General features: G+C 65.9%; 18 protein-coding genes and 1 tRNA gene. 6 read left to right on the top strand and 13 right to left on the bottom strand.

Annotated features, from left to right (window positions below):
* Positions 1–10: 10 nt before the first annotated feature.
* Together AC1Q7F_RS08765 and AC1Q7F_RS08760 are read right to left on the bottom strand one after the other, a co-directional pair.
* Positions 11–721: a response regulator gene (locus AC1Q7F_RS08765; RefSeq protein ID WP_492505813.1), complete on the bottom strand. Its 711-nt coding sequence runs from the start codon at positions 719–721 to the stop codon at positions 11–13.
* A 32-nt stretch (positions 722–753) separates the two neighbouring features.
* Entirely contained in the window at positions 754–1,245 is a 492-nt protein-coding gene (locus AC1Q7F_RS08760; RefSeq protein WP_492505811.1) for a MarR family winged helix-turn-helix transcriptional regulator, read from the bottom strand.
* Positions 1,246–1,316: 71 nt separating this feature from the next.
* Here AC1Q7F_RS08760 and AC1Q7F_RS08755 point away from each other — a divergent pair, with 71 nt between their 5' ends.
* Positions 1,317–2,210, top strand: coding sequence for a branched-chain amino acid aminotransferase (locus AC1Q7F_RS08755; RefSeq protein WP_492505809.1), 894 nt, complete (start codon positions 1,317–1,319; stop codon positions 2,208–2,210).
* Between the two features lie 32 nt (positions 2,211–2,242).
* On the opposite strand, the gene AC1Q7F_RS08750 is transcribed toward AC1Q7F_RS08755, so the two are convergent.
* The 6 genes from AC1Q7F_RS08750 to AC1Q7F_RS08725 all read right to left on the bottom strand — a co-directional run bounded on the left by AC1Q7F_RS08750 (position 2,243) and on the right by AC1Q7F_RS08725 (position 7,573).
* On the bottom strand, positions 2,243–4,015 hold the full coding sequence (locus AC1Q7F_RS08750; RefSeq protein WP_492505807.1) for an ABC transporter ATP-binding protein: 1,773 nt from the start codon (positions 4,013–4,015) through the stop codon (positions 2,243–2,245).
* Positions 4,016–4,113: 98 nt separating this feature from the next.
* Positions 4,114–4,446, bottom strand: a complete 333-nt coding sequence (locus AC1Q7F_RS08745) for a PilZ domain-containing protein (protein ID WP_492505805.1) — start codon at positions 4,444–4,446, stop codon at positions 4,114–4,116.
* Between the two features lie 11 nt (positions 4,447–4,457).
* Complete coding sequence (locus AC1Q7F_RS08740; RefSeq protein ID WP_492505803.1) at positions 4,458–5,648, bottom strand: PP2C family protein-serine/threonine phosphatase; 1,191 nt, start codon at positions 5,646–5,648, stop codon at positions 4,458–4,460.
* On the bottom strand, positions 5,645–6,406 hold the full coding sequence (locus AC1Q7F_RS08735; RefSeq protein ID WP_492505801.1) for an ATP-binding protein: 762 nt from the start codon (positions 6,404–6,406) through the stop codon (positions 5,645–5,647). The genes AC1Q7F_RS08740 and AC1Q7F_RS08735 overlap by 4 nt, the downstream gene beginning before the upstream one ends.
* A 16-nt stretch (positions 6,407–6,422) precedes the next feature.
* Entirely contained in the window at positions 6,423–6,728 is a 306-nt protein-coding gene (locus AC1Q7F_RS08730) for an STAS domain-containing protein (protein ID WP_492505799.1), read from the bottom strand.
* 17 nt (positions 6,729–6,745) lie between these two features.
* Complete coding sequence (locus tag AC1Q7F_RS08725; protein WP_492505797.1) at positions 6,746–7,573, bottom strand: protein phosphatase CheZ; 828 nt, start codon at positions 7,571–7,573, stop codon at positions 6,746–6,748.
* Between the two features lie 416 nt (positions 7,574–7,989).
* On the opposite strand from AC1Q7F_RS08725, the gene AC1Q7F_RS08720 reads away from it, so the two are divergent.
* On the top strand, positions 7,990–9,009 hold the full coding sequence (locus AC1Q7F_RS08720) for a DUF2786 domain-containing protein (protein WP_492505795.1): 1,020 nt from the start codon (positions 7,990–7,992) through the stop codon (positions 9,007–9,009).
* Positions 9,009–10,178: a sialidase family protein gene (locus AC1Q7F_RS08715; protein ID WP_492505793.1), complete on the top strand. Its 1,170-nt coding sequence runs from the start codon at positions 9,009–9,011 to the stop codon at positions 10,176–10,178. Before AC1Q7F_RS08720 ends, AC1Q7F_RS08715 begins: the two co-directional genes overlap by 1 nt.
* A gap of 1 nt (position 10,179) precedes the next feature.
* On the opposite strand, the gene AC1Q7F_RS08710 is transcribed toward AC1Q7F_RS08715, so the two are convergent.
* The 5 genes from AC1Q7F_RS08710 to AC1Q7F_RS08690 form a co-directional block, all read right to left on the bottom strand.
* Entirely contained in the window at positions 10,180–13,968 is a 3,789-nt protein-coding gene (locus tag AC1Q7F_RS08710; protein WP_492505791.1) for a response regulator, read from the bottom strand.
* Positions 13,969–14,262: 294 nt separating this feature from the next.
* Positions 14,263–14,338: transfer RNA gene (locus AC1Q7F_RS08705), tRNA-Lys, on the bottom strand.
* A gap of 91 nt (positions 14,339–14,429) precedes the next feature.
* Positions 14,430–14,951: a pantetheine-phosphate adenylyltransferase gene (gene coaD / locus AC1Q7F_RS08700; RefSeq protein ID WP_492505790.1), complete on the bottom strand. Its 522-nt coding sequence runs from the start codon at positions 14,949–14,951 to the stop codon at positions 14,430–14,432.
* A gap of 111 nt (positions 14,952–15,062) precedes the next feature.
* Positions 15,063–17,792, bottom strand: a complete 2,730-nt coding sequence (gene gyrA / locus AC1Q7F_RS08695; protein WP_492505788.1) for a DNA gyrase subunit A — start codon at positions 17,790–17,792, stop codon at positions 15,063–15,065.
* 122 nt (positions 17,793–17,914) lie between these two features.
* Complete coding sequence (locus tag AC1Q7F_RS08690; RefSeq protein WP_492505786.1) at positions 17,915–19,243, bottom strand: MATE family efflux transporter; 1,329 nt, start codon at positions 19,241–19,243, stop codon at positions 17,915–17,917.
* Positions 19,244–19,416: 173 nt separating this feature from the next.
* On the opposite strand from AC1Q7F_RS08690, the gene AC1Q7F_RS08685 reads away from it, so the two are divergent.
* From AC1Q7F_RS08685 to AC1Q7F_RS08675, 3 genes are all read left to right on the top strand, one after another.
* Positions 19,417–19,575: a hypothetical protein gene (locus AC1Q7F_RS08685; protein ID WP_492505785.1), complete on the top strand. Its 159-nt coding sequence runs from the start codon at positions 19,417–19,419 to the stop codon at positions 19,573–19,575.
* Positions 19,576–19,805: 230 nt separating this feature from the next.
* Positions 19,806–21,170, top strand: a complete 1,365-nt coding sequence (gene trmFO / locus AC1Q7F_RS08680; protein ID WP_492505784.1) for a methylenetetrahydrofolate--tRNA-(uracil(54)-C(5))-methyltransferase (FADH(2)-oxidizing) TrmFO — start codon at positions 19,806–19,808, stop codon at positions 21,168–21,170.
* Positions 21,171–21,296: 126 nt separating this feature from the next.
* On the top strand, positions 21,297–22,295 hold the full coding sequence (locus tag AC1Q7F_RS08675) for a DUF3034 family protein (protein WP_492505782.1): 999 nt from the start codon (positions 21,297–21,299) through the stop codon (positions 22,293–22,295).

Raw genomic sequence — 22,295 nt, 5'->3', positions numbered from 1 at the left:
AACCAGCCGTTCAATCGGGCCTCAACACATAGCCTTCGCCGCGCACCGTCTGAAGATAACGCGGTTCACGCGGATCATCTTCCAATTTACGGCGCAGGCGCGTGACCTGCACGTCGATCGTGCGCTCGTTGCCGGCATCGACGCCAGCCTTCTCCACCAGCGCCTCGCGGCTCAGCACCACGCCGGGCTCCGCCGCCAGGGCGCGCAGCAGGCTGGATTCCATGGCGGTCAGGCGGATGATCTCCTCGCCGGCTCGCAACTCCTCCCGCTCCGCATCGAACAGGTATCGGCCCAGCCGGACGGGCAAGGCGGCCAGGGTGGCGCGGGCCACCATGCGCGACGTGCGGCGCAGGATGGCGTTCAGGCGCAGCACCAGCTCGCGCGGCTCGAACGGCTTGGACAGGTAATCGTCGGCCCCGGCTTCCAGCCCATGGATACGGTCATCGGCCTCGCTGCGCGCCGTCAGCATTAGGATGGGCGCGCCCCCCTTGCCCGACAGGTCGCGGCACAGCGACAGACCATTTTCCCCCGGCATCATCACATCCAGCACGATCAGGTCGAATTCCAGCCCCGCCAGCTTGGCCCGTGCCTCCGCCGCGTCGGCCGCCCCCGTCACCAGGAACCCGTTCTGGCCCAGATAGCGGCGCAACGCCTCACGCAGGCGCGTGTCGTCGTCAACGACCAGAATATGGGGCTGTTCGGCGGAATCGACGCTCATCATGGCCCCTCACATAGCATGGACGGGGCCTTTGGTCACCGCTTGCCCGGCGGCGGGAACTTGGCGCGGTCTTCTGCGTCGATGATGCCCAGCATGACGGTGCGGAACCCCTCCACCGACGCGGCGCCGGCGGCGCGATAGGCCTGGGCGATGCGGGCGCGCTGGGCGTCCGACAGGCCGCGTTCCAGCTCCACGCCCTTTTCCGTCAGGGTCAGCAGGCGCTGGCGCCGGTCCTTGGTGCCCGGACGCTGGGCGATATATTCCTGCTCCACCAGGTCGGACAGCACGCGGCTCAGGCTCTGCTTGGTGATCTGCAGGATGCCCAGCAACTCCGTCACCGTGATCGACGGATAGCGGCCGACAAAATAAACGACACGGTGATGCGCCCTGCCCAGCCCGATCTTCGCCAGCATGGCGTCAGGTTCGGCCGTGAAGTCGCGATAGGCATAGAACAGCAGTTCAATGCCCTGGCGAAGGTCCTCCTCGCGCAGGAAGAGCGGGTTCGGTCCTGATTTTATGTCAGCCATGTTGACTTATTTCCGCAATTCCGTATCGTGGATGGGGTTGTACACGACATAAAACAACAAGGAAGCCCCGAATGACGCTCATCCCCTTCCATGACCGCGATGGCCATATCTGGTTCGACGGGGCCCTTGTCCCCTGGCGCCAGGCGAAAGTGCATGTCCTCACCCACGGCCTGCACTATGCAAGCTGTGTATTTGAGGGGGAGCGCATTTACAATGGCGTGATCTTCAAGTCCCACGAACATTCGCAGCGCCTGCGCCGCTCGGCGGAACTGATGGGCTTCGATATCCCCTACAGCGCCGAGGAGATCGACGCCGCCAAGCAGGAGGTGTGCAAGGAAGCCGGCCTGCGCGACGGCTATCTGCGCCCCGTGGCCTGGCGCGGCAGCGAGATGATGGGCGTGGCCGCACAAGCCAACAAGATCCACCTGGCCGTTGCCTGCTGGGAATGGCCCAACTACTTCACCCCGGAAGCCCGGATGAAGGGCATCGCGCTGGAGATCGCCCGTTGGCGCCGCCCCGCCCCCGACACCGCCCCTACGGAGGCCAAGGCCGCCGGCCTCTATATGATCTGCACCCTGTCCAAGCATGAGGCGGAGCGCAATGGGCAGCAAGATGCGCTGATGCTGGATTATCGCGGCTATGTGGCCGAAGCCACGGGCGCCAATTTCTTCATGGTCAAGGATGGCGCGATCCACACCCCCATCCCCGACTGTTTCCTGAATGGCCTGACCCGCCGCACGGTGATCGACCTGGCCCGCCGCCGCGGCTACCGCGTGGTGGAACGCCACTTCACCCTGGATGAGGTTCAGCACGCGACAGAGATATTCCTGACCGGATCGGCCGCCGAAGTGACGCCGGTCAACCGCATTGGTGACTGGTCGTTCACGCCCGGAGAGGTCTGTCGGGCGATGATCGCGGATTATGGCGATCTGGTGAATGGAAGATTGCAGGCGGTGGCCGCGTAATTATCTTTCTTCGTCCCCCGGCGAAGAGGACACTAAACGCCACCCTGCAGCATCTGATACCGGGCATAGGCTCCGCCCTGGGCCAGCAGCTGCTCATGCGTGCCCTGCTCCACCACGTGGCCGGCCTCCATCACATAGATATGGTCGGCATCGGCGATGGTGGACAGGCGGTGGGCGATGACCAGGGTGGTGCGGCCGGCCTGCAGGCGGCGCAAGGCCTCCTGCACGGCCCGCTCCGACGCACTGTCCAGCGCCGACGTCGCCTCGTCCAGCAGCAGGATGGGGGCGTTCTTCAGCATGGCGCGGGCGATGGCCACCCGCTGGCGCTGCCCGCCCGATAGTTTCAGCCCCATCTCCCCCACAAGGGTGTCATATCCATCGGGCAGATCCATGATGAAATCATGCGCGGCGGCGTCGCGGGCCGCCGCTTCCACCTCCGCACGGGACGCGCTGGGCCGGCCATAGGCGATATTGGCAAGGATCGTGTCGTCAAACAGGGCCGTCTCCTGGCTGACCAGCGCGATGGAGGCGCGCAAGGATGACAATGTCAGGTCGCGCACATCCTGTCCGGCCACGGTGACGGACCCTTCCGTCACCTCATAGAAACGCGGGATCAGGTTCAGCGCCGTGGTCTTGCCGGACCCGGACGCCCCCACCAGCGCCACGGTGCGCCCGGCCGGCACCGTGATATCGACGCCGTCCAGCGCCTCCCTCTCCCCGTCATAGGAGAAGCGGACGCCGGTGAAGCGGATATCATGACGGCTTTCCGGCGGCAGGGCCTTGGCCCCCGGCCGGTCGGTGATGCTGGATGGCGTGTCCAGGACGGCCATCACCCGTTCCGCTGCCGCCAGCCCCACCTGCAACTGCGCATTCAGCTTGGTCAGGGCCTTCATCGGCTGATAGGCCAGCATGAAGGCCCCGATGAAGCTGACCAGCTGGCCCGCGGTCCGCGTGCCTTCGGCAATGGCCAGGCCGCCATAGACGATGACGCCCACCACCGCCATGCCGCTGAAAATCTCGTTGATGGGCAGCATGGAGGCACCGGTGCGATAGCTTTTCGCCGTCAGCTTGCGCAGCCGGTCGATGGTGCCACCGACGCGCGCCTCCTCATACACCTCCATGCCATAGGCCTTCACATGCCGGGCCCCCTGGAAGGTCTGGCCCAGCACCGCGGAAAAATTGCCCAGTTCCGTCTGCTGGCTGGCGGCGATGCGGCGCAGCCGCTTGCCAAGCCGCCCCAGGAACCAGCCCGATACGGGAAATACCGTGAAGGCGATCAGGCCCAGCCGCCAATCCTGATAGAACATCAGGCAGACCAGCACCACCAGCGTCAGCCCGTGATTGACGGCCCCCGTCAGGCATTCCGACACGGCCAGCCGCATCTGGTTCACGTCATTGACCAGATGCGATATCCACTGGCCCGACGCGCGCCCGTGCAGATAGGCCAGGTCGGAGCGGATCAGGTGGCCATAGACCTGGGCCTGGATGCGGGCCACGATGCGCTGGCCGACATGGTTGACCAGCACCGAATGGCCATATGAGGCCGTGCCGCGCACCACAAAGGCTGCCATGATCAGGGCGGCAAAGGGCAGCAGGAAACCGTGATTGTCGGGCTGGAACGCCCGGTCCAGCAGCGGCTGGAACCCCCAGGCCACGGCCCCCGTCCCCGTCGCCTCCAGCGCCATCAGCAGCAGGGCCAGGGCCAGCTTGGGCTTGTAGGGCCCCAGATAGGCCGCCGACAGCCGGCCCAGCAGGGCGCGGGTGGGGGTGGCCTTCTTTCGCGCGGCGTCAATGGGCAGGACCAAGATCGGTTTCCGTGAACAAGCGGGACAAAGACCATAGGACATGGACCGCCGGGCACGCCGACGCAAGGCTTGCCGGCGAAACCCTCCCATACCCATCCCTATTCCGTGAGGGGGCTCAATCCCTTGGCCCAACCGGCCACGATGGCGCCAACCCCATCGCGGGAGAACTCGATCCCGATCCCCAGCTCGGTCCGCCGCACCACGCGGGCGTCGGTGGACAGGGCGATCTGCGGTATCTCCAGCACCGTCATGGTACCGATGGGCAGGTTCGGGGCCTCCACCAGCAGGGCACCCGATGGCGACACGTCGCGCATATGGCAGTCATAGGTCTGACCACCCGCCAGCAGACGGATGCTGAACTGCACCGCATGCCGGTCAAAACGCCGGCGGTTGGGCTTGAACAGGCCCTTTATCCACTCGAAAAGCGACATCACAGGCATGGTCACACCCTGCTGATGCAAATGGCTGTCAGGTCGTCGGCCAGCGGCCGCGCCGCCATAGTGTCGAAGGCGGCGAGCAATCGCGCAAGCCTGTTCTCGCCACCAGGGAAACATTGCCGGACCAGACGCAGCAATCCATCCTCCCCGATCAGATGTCCGGCCTTGTCGTCAGCCTCCGTCATCGCGTCGGAATAGACCAGCAGAGAGGCGCCGCGCGGAAACGGCACGGTGTCGGCGGTCAAGGACGGGTTGTTGGTGACGCCCAGCATCAGACCGCTGGCGTCCAGCATCGTCACCTGGCCGTTATGGAACAGCATGGGGCTGGGCGCGCCGGCGGCGGCATAGGACAAGGTCCCCAGACGACTGTCGATGATACCGTAGAAGCAGGTGGCGAATTGCCCCACGGGCAGCAAATCCTTCAGCGGACGGTTCAGCATGCTCAGCCATTCCGCCGGCTCCAGCCCCAGGGGTGGAATACGCTCGATCAGGGTGTGGAAGCGGAAGGTGTTGATGGCCGCCGATATGCCATGGCCGGAGAAATCCGCCGACAGCAGGCCCAACTGATCGTCGCCCAGGTCGAACAGGGTCCAGAAATCGCCCCCCAGCTCGTCCGACGGTTCGAAATGTCCTTCGATCGCCAGCTTGTGACGGGCGCCGGCCGCCGCGATGGTCCGCGCCGCCGGGATCAGCGAGGTCTGCATCGACCGGGCCAGCTTCAGATCGCTCTGCAAACGGCGGTGGAAATCCGTCACGTTTCGGAAAAAGAACTGCTTTTCCAGATGCAGGCGGACGCGGGCCATGCATTCGCCGGGATTGATCGGCTTGGTGATGATGTCGCTGGCCCCGGCCTCGAAACATTTCACCCCGGCCGGGTCATTGGCGGCCGATGTCTGCATCAGTACCGGCAGGTCGGCCCAGGCCGGCTCATCCCGGATGCGCCGGCACAGGCTGAGCCCGTCCAGCACTGGCATGCCGATATCCAGCACGACAAGGTCATAGTTGGTGGATCGCAGCCGGGCCAGCCCCTCCCCCCCGTCAGCGGCGAAATCGACCCGGCCGATGCCGACCCAGTGCATGAAGCGCGACAGGATCTCCCGGTTGAACCGGCTGTCATCGACGATCAAGACGCGGCAATCGGCGAAGCTGATGCGGCTGGGGCCCTGGCCGGGCGGGATCGTGCCAACCTCGTTCATCGGCGGAAATGCAGGTTGGCGGTGCGGCCGGCATCGGCGAAGGATACACGGTCAGCCAACTCCCCCATGATACGGATGCCACGCCCGGACTTGGCCTCCAGCTTGTCGATGCTGGCTGGCACATGGCCGGGATGTCCCCGCCCCTCATCCTTGATCCGCAGGCACAGGTCCTCCGCCCCGACCACCGCCTCCACCGTCACCCGGCGGCTGGCATGGGTGCGGTCCGCCAGCCGGTCCTGCACGGCGCGGAAGAACCCGTCGAAGGCACCGGCATCGGCCGAAGGGCCGTGATGGATGTCCAGATTGCCATGAACGATGGCGTTGCTGACCGCCTCGTGCAGGCATATCTCCACATCCGGCCGTCGATGCGGGTGCAGCCAGCCCCGCGCCACCAGGGTATTGCAGAGCAGGGGGGCGATATCCAGGCTGAAGCTGGTGACCGTGGACAGCGACAGATGCAGGCCCGGCGGCCCCGCCAGCAGCGGCAGCAGGCCGAGCGGCAACTCCCCGTCATCGCCCATTTCGACATAGGCGCGGGTCCCCAGGGCCAGGGCGACCTCCAGTTCCCGCGTGCTGCCGCGCAGCGTGATCAGAATGGCGGGGGCGGCGGTCAAGCCCCCCGCTTCCGCTGCCTCCACCGCCCAATCGGTCTGAACCAGACCATGCGCCATCGCCAGCCGGCGCAGCAGGCTGGACGCCACCTCCCCGCCGATGGACGGGGGCAGGCCGGCAGCGGATTGCGGGGGGGAGGACACCATGACGGCGGCCCCTGGATCAGGGCGTGACGCGGAACAGGGTCTGGAACTTGGCGATCTGCAGGATGCGCTTCACCGATTCCTGCGCGCCGAACAGCTCGATCTCCATCTTCTTGGGCAGGGCAACGTCGCGGGCGATCAGGAACATGCCCAGCCCCGAACTGTCGACGAATTCCAGGCGCGTCAGGTCGAAGATGCAGACCGTGCCTTCCGCCTTTTCGATCGCATCGACGACGTTGCGGAACTTTTCATGGTCGATCAGCGTCATACGGCCCGACAGGGTGACGCGCAAACCATCAGCGGCGGTGTGGACGGTGTAGTCCATCGCGAGTCTCCGTTTAATCAGTCGAACAGATTGTCGATTTCGGATTGGTCCAGCGGATTCGGCGGTTCCACATCCGCCGCGGCCGGCGCCGCCCGCTGGGGCGGTGGTGGTGGCGGTGACGGGGCACGGGGTGCGGGTGCGGCCCCCGACAGCAGCGCATCCACCTCGCTCTGGTCGACACCATCGTCGCGCGGACCGCCCAGCAGGTGGGCGTCGGGGCGGGCATCAACCGGACCGGCCGGCGGTGTGGCCTTGACGCTGTCGATATTCCAGATGGAAATCATGGCATTGACGCGCTGTTCGACATAGCGCAGCGCATTCACCACCTTGCTCGTCCGCTGACCGGTCAGGTCCTGGAAGGAACAGGCGGTGAAGATGTTCGTGACCTCGTTTTCGATATCGGCAACCAGGTCGGCATCGGCCCCCAGGCGCTTCAGCCTTCCCGCCACCTCCATCAGCCGTTCGGCCGATTGCAGGATCTCGATCGACGCGCGCTCCGTGGTGGAGACGATGGCGTCCAGTTCGTTCGTGGCGATGTCCAGGCGGTTGTTGGAGGAATCCTTGGGCCGCAGCGCCGCGATCTCGCGCCGCGCCTGCTCGATCGATGCCGCCATCTCCATCAGTTCGCTGCGCAGCACCTCGGCCCGACCGGAGGTCTGCAAAAGACCTGTCTGGCTTTCGAACAGGCTGCGCAGGTCGCGTATTGCCACCTCGACCCGCGTCTGGCCCGCCTCGCCCGCACGGCGCGCATGCTCACGCAGGAAGGCAAGACCTTGCGGCGACTGTGCGATTCGGTCGTAAAGGGCGGCGTAATCCCCCTCGGACAGACCCGGAATGTTTCCCATTTCGTGCAAGATGCCGCACCATTCCCTTGTCGAGCCGCTACCGGTCCGTCCGCCCCACGCGGCAGGCATGCCCGGCCCGCCTTATTGCTACCACCATCGGGGCAAGCGCAGCAATTGATTGCACCTATACAAGTGGCGGTTTTTCGTCGCCGCCGGCAAATCATGGATAAGTCGGGGCCGGAAGCAGACCCGCCCCGCCCTTATCGTTCCAACCTCACCACCCATGCAACCGATGGGCAATGCCAGCCCGGATTTCCACTGGTTTCCCATCAATACACCGGTTTGATTACGTGCGTATGTCAGGGTGTTTGCGGCGGCGGTCATGCTATTTACCTCCTGACCCTATGGATGTGCTGCCGAACTGGACAGCGGCCGGCGGGCTGCTATGCTGGCCGTCCAATATGGACGGTTGGCACATGCTGGATTTGGTAAAGCTGGGCAAGGTGCTGGCCCTGGTCGACAGCTCGAACGAGGGGGAGGCTGCCGCCGCCATTGAAAGTGCCCGGCGCCTCCTGGCCCGCGACGGCAAGCGCTTCGCCGACCTTGCCGCCATGCTGATGGAGACGGGTACGCCGGCCCCGTCGCCCCCGCCCCCGGCCCCACCGCCGCCGCCGCCCGCGCCGGCCCCCGCATCCGCCCCCCCGCCCCGGCCCGATTTCAAGGGACGGCGGGCGCGCATGGGTATTCCCGATCCAAAGACGGTGCTGGACCGTCATGGCGGGCGCGACGCGGTGCTGGCGCCCTGTTCGCGCGAAAAGCTGCTGCGCGTCGCCGTGGCCCGCTGGTCGGTGGCCCAGGACGCCCCCAACGAGCGCTGGACGCGCAGCCTCTCCGGCTGGACCAGCGCCAGCCTGCCCCGCCACATGCCGCCGGAGATCCGCCGGGCGGTGGAAACCGCCTATTCCCTGCCGATCAGCGTCGCCGGCGCCATGGCGGAACTGGAATATTGGGAGCGGCGGGGGGCGGAGATCGCGTCCATGCGCGGCATGGACGGACAGGTGGTGGCCGACGATGTCGACCCAACCCTGCATCTGGACCTGCCGGCTTATGCGCGGGCCATCGCCATCCGGCGGCTGGTCGAACATGGGCTGCGCGCCGCCACTATCCAAGACGCGCTAGCCCGGGCTGAATATTGGCGGGCGCATAGCGGGCGCGGCAGTTGGGTGGAGGCAGCGATCCTGGCCGACCTGCGCCACTTGGCCGGGCTGGACCGCGCTGCCCGCGGCCAGGACGGCAATGAGGGGGATGGCGGCCAGCCCACCCATTTCCGCACCGCGTCGGAACGGCGGGAGGAAGTGATCCGCATCCTGGCCGACCCCGCCATGGCCGCCCTGCCCGACCGTGAGATCGCGCGCCGCGTCGGCGTTTCCCCCCAGACCGTGGGCAACCTCCGGCGCCGCGTCGGGGATGGCGGCAACCCGCAGGATGATGCCTGATGCACAACCGCCTTCCGTCCCTTCTGCTCGCCATCTGCCTGATGACACCGGTGGCCATGGCGGAGGATACCCCCTTCACCGTGGCGACTGGCCTGTTCGACGCGGCCCGGCCGGGCGATCTGGGCCTGAAGCCGGCACCGGGCACGCAAACCTTCACCATCCATGCGCCCACCGCCGGCAGCGACCTTTTCCATAACGGCGTCGTGCTGGTGGCGTTCAAAGGCCGCCTGCATGCGCAATGGCAGGTGTCGCAGCGGGATGAGGATACGCTGGACACCTGGATCGCCCATAGCCACAGCGATGATGGCGGCCAGAGCTGGACACCCCTTGCCATCCTGTCACCGTCCGCCACCGTGCCGGGACAGATGCGCTCCAATGGCGGCTGGTGGACCGATGGCCGGAAACTGGTCGCCTTCGCCAATGTCTGGCCCACCGGCTTCCAATCGGGCGACGGCGGTTATGCCGAATACCGGATCAGCCAGGATGGGGTGAACTGGTCACCGCCCCGCCGCGTGATGGGCAAGGATGGCAAACCGGTGGAGGGCATTATCGAGCAGGACCCCCATAGGCTGCCCGGCGGACGCATCATCACCGCCTTCCATCAGCGGCCGGGCATGATCGTGGCCCCTTTCTACACCGATGATCCGCTGGCCGTGTCCGGCTGGGTGCGGGGGCGGTTGGAGAACCTGCCCCATCAGGGAAGGGTCAGCCGGGAGTTGGAACCCAGCCTGTTCCTGCGGCAAGGCTGCGCGGTGATGGTGTTCCGCGACCAGGATGAAAGTTTCCGCACCCTGGCATCGGAAAGCTGCGATGGCGGGGAAAGCTGGTCACGCCCCGCCCTGACCGGCATGCCCGATGCCCGCGCCAAGCAGAGTGCCGGCAACCTGCCCGACGGCACCGCCTTCCTGGCCACGGCCGTCAGCCATGACCGGTCGCGCATTCCACTCGCCCTGACCCTGTCGGCGGATGGAAAACTATTTGACCGCGCCTTCCTGCTGCGCGGGGCGGGCGACCTGCAACCCCTGCGTTTCGCCGGCCGGTACAAGCGGCCGGGATATCATTATCCCAAGAGCATCATCTGGAACGGCCATCTCTACGTCGCCTACACCACCAACAAGGAGGATGTTCAGGTGACGCGGGTGCCACTGTCGGGGTTGGTCCGGCCGTAGGTCAGACCCGCTCCTCTGCCGCCGACAGCACGGCTTTCACATCCGCCACCAGCGATGCGGCGGTGAAGGGCTTGCCGATGAACCCATCCATGCCCGCGGCCGCCAGCGCCGGCCAGACGCGGGTCCGGTCTTCCGCCGTCATGGCGATGATGCGGACATCACACCCAGGTTCCGGCAAGGCCCGGATGCGGCGCGTCGCCTCCATCCCGTCCATGCCCGGCATCTGCACATCCATCAGCACCCCGTCGAACGCGGTGGCCGCGACGGCATCAATCGCCGCCTGCCCGGATGCCGCCTGGCTGATGCGGTAACCGGCGCGTTTCAGCAGACTGGAAACCAGTGTCAGGTTCAGATCGCTGTCATCCACGATCAGCAGATGCGGGCCCGCGGCGGGTGCCAGGGGGGCGGCGGGTGGCGATATTGCGGGTGCCGGGGACGGCCGCTGTGCCAGCCTGGCCAGGATCGCGGAAAGCCTGTCCAGCAGGATATCGGCCGCATCGGACCACCCCGCTTCCCCTTCCCGCGCCCGGTTTTCCACATCCCTGGCCGCCTCGCCCAGATCGGCGGCACCAATGCTGGCCGCGGTCCCGGCCAGGGCATGCAGGATCGGCAACGCCCTGGCGACATCTCCGCCATGGATCGCTGCGCGCAAATGCAGGAAGTCCCTGCCCTGCTGACGGGCGAACCCGTCCATCAGTTGCAGCAGCAACTCGGGATTGCCCCCAGCTTGCTTCAGCGCGTTGCCCACATCCAGCAGCGGCGTCAATTCATGCAGGAAGGGCGGCAGCGGCCTGGGCTCCGGCGCGGTGTGCTTCTTCTGCCCCGTCTCCGGTGCGTTGCGGCGCGGCAGCCAGGCCAGCAGCGCGTCGACCAGTTCCTCCACCACGACAGGCTTGGTGACATGGCCGTCCATGCCGGCCTCGCGGCAACGCAGCCGGTCGCTTTGCAGGGCATGCGCCGTCATGGCCAGGATGGGTACGCGCCGCGAACCGGGGATGGTCACCTCCTCCTCCCGGATGGCGCGGGTCGCCTGGTACCCGTCCATCACCGGCATCTGGATATCCATCAGCACCAGATCGAAGCGCTTGGCCCGCACCTTGTCGGCGGCCTGGCTGCCATCCTCCGCCAGGGTAACGTTCATGCCCCAGCGGTTCAGCATGTCAAGCGCCACCTGCTGGTTCAGTGGGTTATCCTCCGCCAGCAATATCTCCGCCCCCGCCACGGGCGCCAGCCGTTCCTCCGGCGTGGCGCCGCAGCCGCTGGGGCCGCGCGCATGGCCGAAAGCCTGGCGCAAGGCCTCGCGCAGGGCCGTCGGTGTCACCGGCTTGGCCAATATCTGGCGCACCGGCGTCCCCGCCGTCAGGGCAGCCAGCTCGTCCACGTCATAGGCGGACACCATCAGCAAAGGCGGGGGCGGGGCGGCGGCGGCCATGATGGCGCGGCACAGGTCCAGACCATCGGCGCCTGGCATGCGCCAGTCGGTGATCACCAGATCGTAATTCGCGCCCGCTGCCTCCGCCTGGCGCAGACAGGTCAGCGCTTCCTCCACCGTGCGCACGCCATCCACCCGCAATCCGTACTGGTCCAGCATCGTGGACAGCACATCGATGGCCAGGGCACTGTCATCGACCAGCAGGGCACGCCGGCCGGTCAGATCGACATCGCCATGCGGCTGTTCATCAGCCGTCGCGGGCCGCCAGCGCAGTGGCAGGCTGAAATAGAAGCGGCTCCCCTCTCCCACCCGGCTCTCGACGCCGATCAATCCGCCCATCATATCCACCAGCTGCCGGCTGATGGCCAGGCCCAGACCGGTGCCGCCATAGCGGCGGGTGGTGGAACTGTCAGCCTGGGAGAAGCTGACGAACAGCCGCTCGATCTGGTCGGCGCTCATGCCGATGCCGGTATCCTCGACCTGCACCGACAGGCGCAGCGCCTCGCTCTCCACCGCCTCGAACCCGACGGAAAGGGTGACCCGCCCTTCATGGGTGAATTTCAGGGCGTTGGCCACCAGGTTGCTGATCACCTGGGTCAGGCGCAGCGGATCGCCCAGCAGCACGCGCGGCGTGCCCGTGGGCCGGCGCAGGATGAATTGCAGCCCCTTGCGCCGCGCCTCGTCACCATGCAGGGAGGCGACGCCGTCCAGCAACTCGTCCAGCAGGAAATCCACGCATTCGATATTGACGCGGCCCGCCTCGATCTTCGACAGGTCCAGGACGCTGTTGATGATGCCCAAGAGTGATTTGCCCGCCTCCTCGATCCGCAACAGATATTCGCGCGCCTTGGGCGGCAGTTCGGTGCGCAGCGCCAGATAGCTCATGCCGATCACGGCATTCATCGGCGTGCGGATTTCGTGGCTCATATTGGCCAGGAATTCCGACTTGGCGCGGCTCGCCGCCTCGGCGGCCAGCTTGGCCTCGCCCAGCGCATCGGCCAGCCGCTTCTGCTCCTCCTCGCGCTGCCGCGCCTCGGTCACATCGGCATAGGAGGTCACGAAGCCGCCGCCAGGCATGGGATTGCCATGCACCTCCAGCACCGCCCCGTCGGGCCGCTTCATCTCGAACCGGTGCGGCACATTCTGGTCGGTGACAGCCAGCCTCTGATCCACAATGGCCTCCACGCCCTCGGGCGGTACAGGGCCATATTCATTGCGCAGGGCCTTCCATCGGACCAGATCGCGCACGTCCACCCCCTGTCGGCACAGGCCGGGCGGCAAGCCATGCATGGAAACGAAGCGGGTATTGAAGGCCAGGATGCGCAGGTTGGCGTCGAACGCGATGATCCCCTGGTCAACCGTGTCCAGCACGGTCGATAACATCGCCTCGCGTGAGCGCGCGGTCTCCCGCGCCTCCTCCAGCTGGGTGACGTCCTGGAAGGTGCGGACCCATTGCACCACCCGGCCATTATCCCCCGGAACCGGTGCGCTTTCCTCGCGAATCCAGCGCCGCGTCCCGTCGGGCAGGACCAGGCGGCAAAGCCGGTTGACCACGCCATCGGCCGTATAAAGCGGCTCCCCCTCGGCTCCGGCTTGCAACCGGTCGGCGATCAGACGCGGCAGCTTGTCGGACCGCAGGGTCTCCAGCACCGACAAGCCCATCAGCCGGGGCAGGTTGCCCGATATCTCGCAGCCGCCGCCATCGATATCCTCCACCAGCCAGGCCAGATTGGCCACGCGCTGGGCGGCGGCCATCCGATCCTCCCCCCAGCGCAGGGTGCGAAACCCTTCCCAGTTGCCGCGCAGAAACAGGATCTGCCCCAAGGTCATCAGCGCCATCAGCAGCGCCATGCCCAGCCAGACCGGGTCCTGGCGGTCAGCAACACTGAGAACCAGGGCCGCCGCCATCATCGGCCCGGCATAGGCCAGACAGGCCTGGGGAATCACCGACAGGGCGGCATTGGCCCCCACCGCCAGGAAGGCGCAGCCGCCCAGCAGCAACGCCCTGGCCGCCGAGGGCGCCTCGAACAGATAGAACAGCATCATGCCGGCCCAATAGAGGCCCATGATGGCGGAACTCATGATGATCGCCCGGATTCGCCGGCGCGACGCCCCGTGCTTGGGCCGACGGCCGCGACTGCGCAGCAGGCCCCGGATGGCGGGCAGCATCAGAAGCGGCACGCCGGCCAGAAGCGGCAGCAGTTCAATCAGCGTGAAATGGTCCTTCAGCACCACCGCACCGATCCAGGCACCGAACAGGTTGCCCAGGATGATCATCGGCAACTGCCGCACAAAGGCCGCCGACTGCGCCGCCCTGATCGTCTCATCTTCCTGGATGCGGTACCAAGGGCTCAGCAAGGGTGCGTCCGTCCACCAAAAATAACCGGAACCTGCCCCTCCTGCCTGTCACCGGCGGAAGGCCTTCCGTGCCGCGATTATGTTCGGGAGCGACGGGGGAACGCAATCGCCGCCATGGGTCCAAGCGTATATGATCAAGAAGTTCCGGTCTTCAGCCCCCCGCCGCCGCAGATGACGTGGTGGGCTGAAGGTGATTTGAAATCCAGGACGGATTCTGCCATGCCGCGACGCTGCAAGCGAAAAGGCCCGGAACGATGTCCGGGCCTTTTGCAAATACCTGATTTCGCAGGAGAATGGTGATTCCGGTGGGATTCGAACCCACGACCCCATGATTAAAAGTCACGTGCTCTACCGACTGAGCTACGGAATCAATCCCCGCGAAGTGGCGCGCACCATAGGCAAGCGGGCCGCCCCCGTCAACAGCGCGAATGCGGCACCGCACCCCCAACAATTGCACGGCTTTAAGATGGGTTCGCGGCCTTTTCGGCGTCGAACCGTGCCTGCAGGCTGGCCGCCACGCGCGGGCTGACGAACTGGCTGATGTCGCCGCCCAACCGCCCGATCTCCTTCACGAAGCGCGAGGAGATGAACTGGTGCTTGTCCGACGCCATCAGGAAGACGGTGTCAATGGCCGGGTTCAGCCGGGCATTCATGCCCGCCATCTGGAATTCGTACTCGAAGTCGGAGACGGCGCGCAGGCCGCGGATGATGACGCCGGCCCCGCAATCCATGGCGAACTTCATCAGCAGCTTGTCGAAGGGCCGCACCTCCACGCTGCAGCCGGGTACGCTCAGCGTTGCCAGCTCGCCCACCACCAGGGCCACGCGTTCGTCGGTGCTGTAGAGCGGCCCCTTGCCGGCATTACTGGCCACGCCGACGATCAGATGATCCACCAGGCGGGCGGCACGCTGGATAATGTCAAAATGGCCATTGGTCACGGGGTCGAACGTCCCCGGATACACGCCGATACGCGATCCCGCCATGATCCTCTCTTCCCCTCTTTCGACTTAAACCGGCCGTCCCGGATCCATGGTCCGGGCACTTGTACCGGAACCGCCCCAGGGATTGTCGCCCCGGGCGGCCAACCTGCATCGTTACTCGCTCACGGCCTCGCCGGCTGCGGCGCCTTCGGCGTCCGACCCGTCATCCTCCAGCCGGGCGACGGAGACCACCGTCTCGTCGCCAGCAAGGCGGAACAGGGTGACGCCCTTGCTCTTGCGGCCCGTCAGGCGGATATCGTGGACGGGCATGCGGATGACCTGGCCGCCATCGCTGACCATCATCAGCTGGTCCGTCTCGTGGATGGGGAACACGGCCGCGATGGCCTTGTTGCGGTCACCCATATCCATGTTCCAGATGCCCTGGCCGCCCCGGCCGGTCAGCCGATACTCATAGGCCGACGTGCGCTTGCCGAAGCCCTGTTCCGATACGGTGAGGATCATCTCCTCGCGCGCCTTCATCTCGGCATACTGCTCCGGCGACAGGGTCGCCTCGCCCACAGGCTCGGCATCGACATCGACCGCATCATCCGTGTCTTCACCCTCGGCGCGGCGCAGCTCGCGGGCCTGCTTCAGATAGGCGGCGCGTTCTTCCATGCTGTAATCGGTATGGTGCAGGATCGACATGCCGATCACCGCGTCGCCATTCGCCAGCCTGATGCCGCGCACACCGGTGGAGGTGCGGCCACTGAACACGCGGACCTCGGTCACGGGGAAGCGGATGCAGCGGCCCAGATGGGTGGCCAGCAGCACGTCATCCTGGTCGGTGCAGGTGCGCACCGCGATCAGCGTCTCGCCCTCTTCCTCCAGCTTCATGGCGATCAGGCCATTGGCGCGGATATTCTGGAAGTCCGACAGCTTGTTGCGGCGGATGCCGCCCTTGGATGTGGCGAACACGATTTCCAGATCGCCCCAGGTGCCCTCATCCTCCGGCATCGGCATGACGGTGGAGATGGTTTCCCCCTCCTCCAGCGGCAGCAGATTGACCAGGGCCTTGCCGCGGGTCTGCGGCGTGCCCTGCGGCAGGCGCCAGACCTTCAGCTTGTGCACGATGCCGCGGCTGGTGAAGAACAGCATAGGCGTGTGGGTATTGGCCACGAACAGGTCGGAGACATTGTCCTCCGCCTTCAGGCTCATGCCCGACCGTCCCTTGCCGCCACGCGCCTGCGCCCGGTAGGTGGAGACCGGCACACGCTTGATATAGCCGCCCTGGGTGACGATGACGACCATGTCCTCGCGCTGGATCAGGTCCTCGATATCGGACTCGAACTCCGACTCCTCGATGGTGGTCCGGCGCGGGGTGGCGAAGCGGGCCTTCATGTCACCCAGCTCGTTGCGGATGATCTCCAGCAACAGGGCGCGGTCGGCCAGCACCGACAGGAAATACCGGATCTGGTCGGTGACGCCGGTCAGCTCGTCGCCGATCTTGTCGCGCTCCAGCCCGGTCAGGCGGTGCAGGCGCAGGTCCAGGATGGCGCGGGCCTGGGCTTCCGACACGCGGTAGGTCCCGGCTTCCGACAGGCCGCGGCCCGGCTCGTCGATCAGGGCGATCAGCGGGGCCACGTCGGCGGCGGGCCAATCATGGGCCATCATCTGCTCACGCGCCGTCTGCGGGTCGGGCGCGTTACGGATCAGGGCGATCATCTCATCCAGATTGGCGACCGCCACGGCCAGACCAACCAGGATGTGGGCGCGTTCGCGCGCCTTGCCCAGTTCGAACTCCGTGCGCCGCGTCACCACCTGTTCGCGGAAGCGAACGAAGGCGGCGATGATGGTCTTCAGATCCATCAGCTCCGGCCGGCCGCCATTCAGCGCCAGGGTATTGACGCCGAAACTGGTCTGCAGCGCCGTATGGCGGAACAGCTGGGCCAGCACCACGTCGGGCACGGCATCGCGCTTCAGCTCGACCACCACACGCACGCCGTCGCGGTCCGACTCGTCGCGGACGTCGCTGATGCCCTCGACCAGCTTCTCGTTCACGCACTCGGCGATGCGTTCCAGCAGCTTGGACTTATTGACCTGGAACGGGATTTCGGTGGCGACGATGGCCCAGCGATCCTTGCGGATCTCCTCCACCTCGGTCTTGGCGCGCATGATCACGCTGCCACGGCCCGTGTGGAAGGCCGAGCGGATGCCAGACCGGCCCAGGATCAGGGCGCCTGTGGGAAAATCCGGACCCGGAACGATCTCGATCAGCTCATCGATGGAGATGTCGGGATTGTCGATATAGGCCAGGCAGGCGTCGATCACCTCGCCCAGATTATGGGGCGGGATGTTGGTGGCCATGCCCACGGCGATGCCGCCGGCACCATTGACCAGCAGATTGGGGAACTTGGCCGGCAGGACCGTTGGTTCTTCTTCCGATTCGTCATAGTTCGGCTGGAAATCGACGGTTTCCTTGTCGATATCGTCCAGCATGAATTCGGCCACCTTGGCCAGACGGGCCTCGGTGTAGCGCATGGCCGCCGCCGCGTCGCCATCCATGGAGCCGTAATTGCCCTGACCATCGATCAGGGGCAGGCGCATGGAGAAATCCTGCGCCATGCGGACCATGGCGTCATAAATCGCGCTGTCGCCATGCGGATGGTACTTACCCATCACGTCGCCGACGATACGCGCCGACTTCTTATAGGGCTTGGTACTGTCGTATCCGCCTTCCTTCATGGCGAACAGGATGCGGCGATGCACAGGTTTCAACCCGTCGCGCACATCCGGCAGGGCCCGGCTGACGATCACGCTCATCGCGTAATCGAGATAGGATCGCCGCATCTCATCTTCGATGGTGATGGGCGTGATATCGGACGGCAGAGCGGGCGTGGAAGTCACCGAGCGGAACTCGTCATTACGGGTCTACAAGCGAAGGGCCGGCGGGACCGGCCATCGGACGCCTCTTGTAGCACCATTCGCGGGTGCGAACAATGAAAGGGGCTTGGATGCCCCTCGTCGCTTCACAGCTTGCGCGACAGCCACCAGAAGCGGGTGGTCAGGAAGCTGACCGACACGAAGCTGGCGATGAAGATGCCGCCGTAAAGCCCGGTCACCCCATGGCCCATGGTAAAGGCCAACAGATAGGCCGCGGGGATCATCACCATGTAATAGCTGAAGAAATGCAGCACCGTGGGCACCCAGGTATCGTTGCGGGCCCGCAACGCATGGGCCATCACCACCTGCCCGCCATCGGCCACCAGCAGCCAGGCCGCGATGACCAGCAGCGGCGCCGCCAGGGCGACCACGGCCGGATCATGGCTGAACTGCCCGGCAATGAAACCGGAGAATGACAGCAGGAACAGCCCCACGAATGACAGCCCCGCCGCCGCCACGCCCAGCCCCGTCCAGCCGGCGAAGCGCGTCTCGCGGCTGTCGCCCGCCCCGAACGCGTTGCCCACCCGCACCGACGTCGCCGATGCCAGCCCCAGCGCGCACATGAAAGGCAGTGCCGTCAGATAGAGCGCGATCGTGTACGCCCCCATCGCCGCCGCCCCCAACCAGCCCGCGAAAAGGCCCAGGGCCGCGAAGGCCGATCCCTCCAGCCCATTGGACAGGCCGGCAGCATAGCCCACCCGGCGCTGCTCCCCCGCATTGCGCCACCAGCCGCCGAACCCGCCGCGGATGCCCCACGCCTCGCGCATCGGATGCCACCAGACATAGGTGATCAGGCCGATGGCGCCCAGCCAGCGCAGGATGGTGGTGGCCCAGGCCGCCCCGGCCGCCCCCATCGCCGGAAACCCCCAATGCCCCCAGACCAGCAGCCAGCACAGGCCGACATTCAGCACATTGCCGATCAACATGGCCACCATGCCGGGGATCGGCCGCTTCATGCCCTCCAGATACAGGCTGGTGGCCAGGTGCAGGCCGGCGGCCGGCAATCCCGCCGCCACGATGAACATCACCCGCCCGCCGCCGGCCGCCAGTTCCGGCGTCTGGCCCATGGCCAGCAGGAATTCCTCCCCCCACAGGCTGCCCACGCCGATGGTCCCGCCGATCAGCAGGGCATAGGGCAGCGACCGGCGCCAGATGGTGCCCGTCAGATGCGTCTCTCCCCTGCCCACGGCCTGGGCCGACAGGATCAGCACCCCCATCAGCAGGCCGATCATCACCGCGATCATCACGCCGACCGGCATGTTGGCCAGCCCGAAATAGGCCAGTTCCTGCGCGCTGTACTGCCCCACCATCAGCGTATCGACCAGCGCCATGGTGATCACCCCCGCCTGCGCCACGATCACCGGCACGGCCAGCCGCACCAGCTCGCGCACATGGCGCTTCACGCGGCGGGGCATTCTCTCTTCAACGGGGGCGTCAGCAAGGGCGGTCATGATGGCGGCGGACATTTCGGTTCGTCAGGGCCCGGCACAATACATCCGATATCGGAAATGTCCAGCCAGCGAATGCGGGCGGAACAAATCCCCCCGCCCGACGGTTCTGAAAGGGACAGCAACGAAGGAGAGCCACCATGGGCATCGTCCCCCCGCTTCCCGGTTCCACCCCGCCCGACCAGACGGAGGTGCCGCCGCCCGACGAGGTGCCGACGCCACAGCCCGGTGGCCCGCCCGACCGCGAACTGCCCCCCAGCGACCCGCCGCATGAGCCGGAACCGCAGCGGTTGGGGTGAGGCCGCTTCCCCACTCTCCAACCGTCACCCCGGCGAAAGCCGGGGCCCAGGCGCTAAGCGGCGTCTGCCGCGATATGAGTCATGTCGGCGCTGACCGCGCCTTACGCTGGGCCCCGGCTTTCGCCGGGGTGACGGTGGATCAAGCTGACGCCAGTGCGTTTTCACCCGAATGACAAACATCGCACCACGGGGACTTGACGCCGCCGCTCCGCCGCGCCAAACCCTCGCCCATGACCCAGCACAAACCCATCCACGTCATCGGCGCCGGCATGGCCGGCAGTGAAGCTGCCTGGCAGATCGCCCGGGCCGGCATCCCCGTCATCCTGCACGAGATGCGCCCCGTCCAGAAAACGGATGCGCATCAGACGGAGCATTTCGCGGAGCTGGTCTGTTCCAACTCCTTCCGCTCCGACGATGCCGAATACAACGCTGTCGGCCTGCTGCATGAGGAGATGCGCCGCTGCGGCTCGCTGATCCTGACGGCGGCGGACACGCACAAGGTGCCGGCCGGCGGGGCGCTGGCCGTGGACCGCGACCATTTCGCCGAACATGTCACCGCCACCCTGACCAGCCACCCGCTGGTCACCGTGGAACGGGGCGAGATCGACGGTATCCCGCCGGAAGACTGGGACAGCACCATCATCGCCACCGGCCCCCTGACCAGCATGAAGCTGGGCGAGGCCATCCGGGCCTTCACGGGCGAGGAGCAGCTGAGCTTCTTCGACGCCATCGCCCCCATCATCCATACCGACAGCATCGACCTGTCCAAGGCTTGGTTCCAGTCGCGCTATGACAAGGTCGGGCCGGGCGGCACCGGTAAGGACTATATCAACTGCGCCATGGACAAGGAGCAGTACCATTCCTTCATCCAGGCGCTGATCGACGGGGAGAAGGGCGACTTCAAGGAGTGGGAGAAGAACACCCCCTATTTTGAAGGCTGCCTGCCGATCGAGGTGATGGCCGAACGCGGCGTCGACACCTTGCGCTATGGCCCTATGAAGCCCGTGGGCCTGACCAACCCGCATACCGGCACCCGCTCCCACGCCGTGGTGCAGCTGCGCCAGGATAATGCGCTGGGCACGCTCTATAATCTGGTCGGGTTCCAGACCAAGCTGAAATATGCCGAGCAGGTGCGGGTGTTCCGCATGATCCCCGGCCTGGAAAATGCCGAGTTCGCCAGGCTGGGCGGTCTGCACCGCAACACCTTCATCAATTCCCCGCGCCTGCTGGATGGCACCCTGCGCCTGAAATCCCTGCCGCGCCTGCGCTTCGCCGGCCAGATCACGGGCTGCGAAGGCTATGTGGAAAGTGCGGCCGTCGGCCTGCTGGCCGGCCGCTTCGCCGCCTCCGACCGCCTGGGCCATGAACCCTCCCTGCCCCCCCGCACCACGGCCCTGGGCGCCCTGCTGTCCCACATCACCGGCGGCGCGGAGGCCGAGACGTTTCAGCCTATGAACGTCAATTTCGGCCTGTTCCCGCCCATCACCGATCGCCAGCCCAACGGCAAGGAACTGCACGGCAAGGACCGGAAGAAGGCCTATACGTCGCGCGCACTGGTGGATTTGGGCAGTTGGCTACAACAGGCGGCCGGATGACGAAAGAACGTCCCGGCCATAGTCGCGACCGCGACGGAAATACCCCGAAATAGTCACGGAACATTATTTTTGCCTGGGCTGCATCCGGCCTGAGCCCTCCTCGCGTTATCAAGATGACGGTCACTGATGGCCGCCAGCCTTGGTAACAGGAAGGCGAAAGTACGAACGATGATGCTGGATGGTCGCAGGCAAGTCACACCGGCGCTGGTCGCTGGTATCACAATGATAACGCTGGCATTGCCAGCAGATGCACAGGTGCAAAGCGCAACACCGGCAAAGCCGGCCATGGTGGCGACACAGGCACTGGATACCGGCCCGCGTGAGATGACGGGGGGCAAGCTGCTGGCGACCGGAGGCCTCAGCCAGCTGGAAGGCGCAGCGGGTGGCGGCCTGGCGCCCTGGGCTATCATTGGTGGTTATGGAACCGCCGATCAAGTGGGGGCGAATGCCTTCATCACCAAGGTCTATGCCGACAATTACCGCCTCACAAGCTATGGCGGAGCTATCGGACTGTTTGACAGGGTCGAGTTGTCGGCAGCCAAGCAGGTTTTCGACACCCGTTCCGTTGGGGCGGCCCTGGGCCTTGGCGCAGGGTTTGAGTTCCGCCAGACGGTGCTGGGGGCAAAGGTTCGGTTGTTCGGGGACGCGGTGCTGGACCAGGATACCTGGATGCCGCAGGTTTCAGTCGGCATCCAGTACAAGGATAATGAGCGCGACGCGCTGCTGAAGGCCATTGGCGCCAACAGCGGTAATGGCACCGACTTCTACCTGTCGGCGACCAAACTGATCCTGGACTATAACCTGTTGCTGAACGGCACGGTACGCCTGACCAAGGCGAACGAGATCGGCATCCTGGGCTTCGGGTCCACAAACGATCATGACTATGAACCGATGGTCGAAGGATCGATCGGCTATCTGATCAACCGCAATCTGGTGATTGGCGCCGAATACCGTTCCAAGCCTGACAATCTGGCCATCGTCAAGGAAAGCGACTGGTTCGATGTCTTTGTGGCCTGGGTGCCGTCAAAGAACGTGTCGGTGACGGTCGCGTATGCCGATCTGGGCACTGTCGCCATTAAGGATGACCAGAAAGCCCTGTATCTCTCTCTCCAGGTGGGGTTCTGA

The organism is Niveispirillum sp. GW835-FHT14G11, from assembly GCF_058793615.1.
Note: the sequence above shows the minus strand (reverse complement) of the source record. Positions and strands in the feature narration are given on the sequence as shown.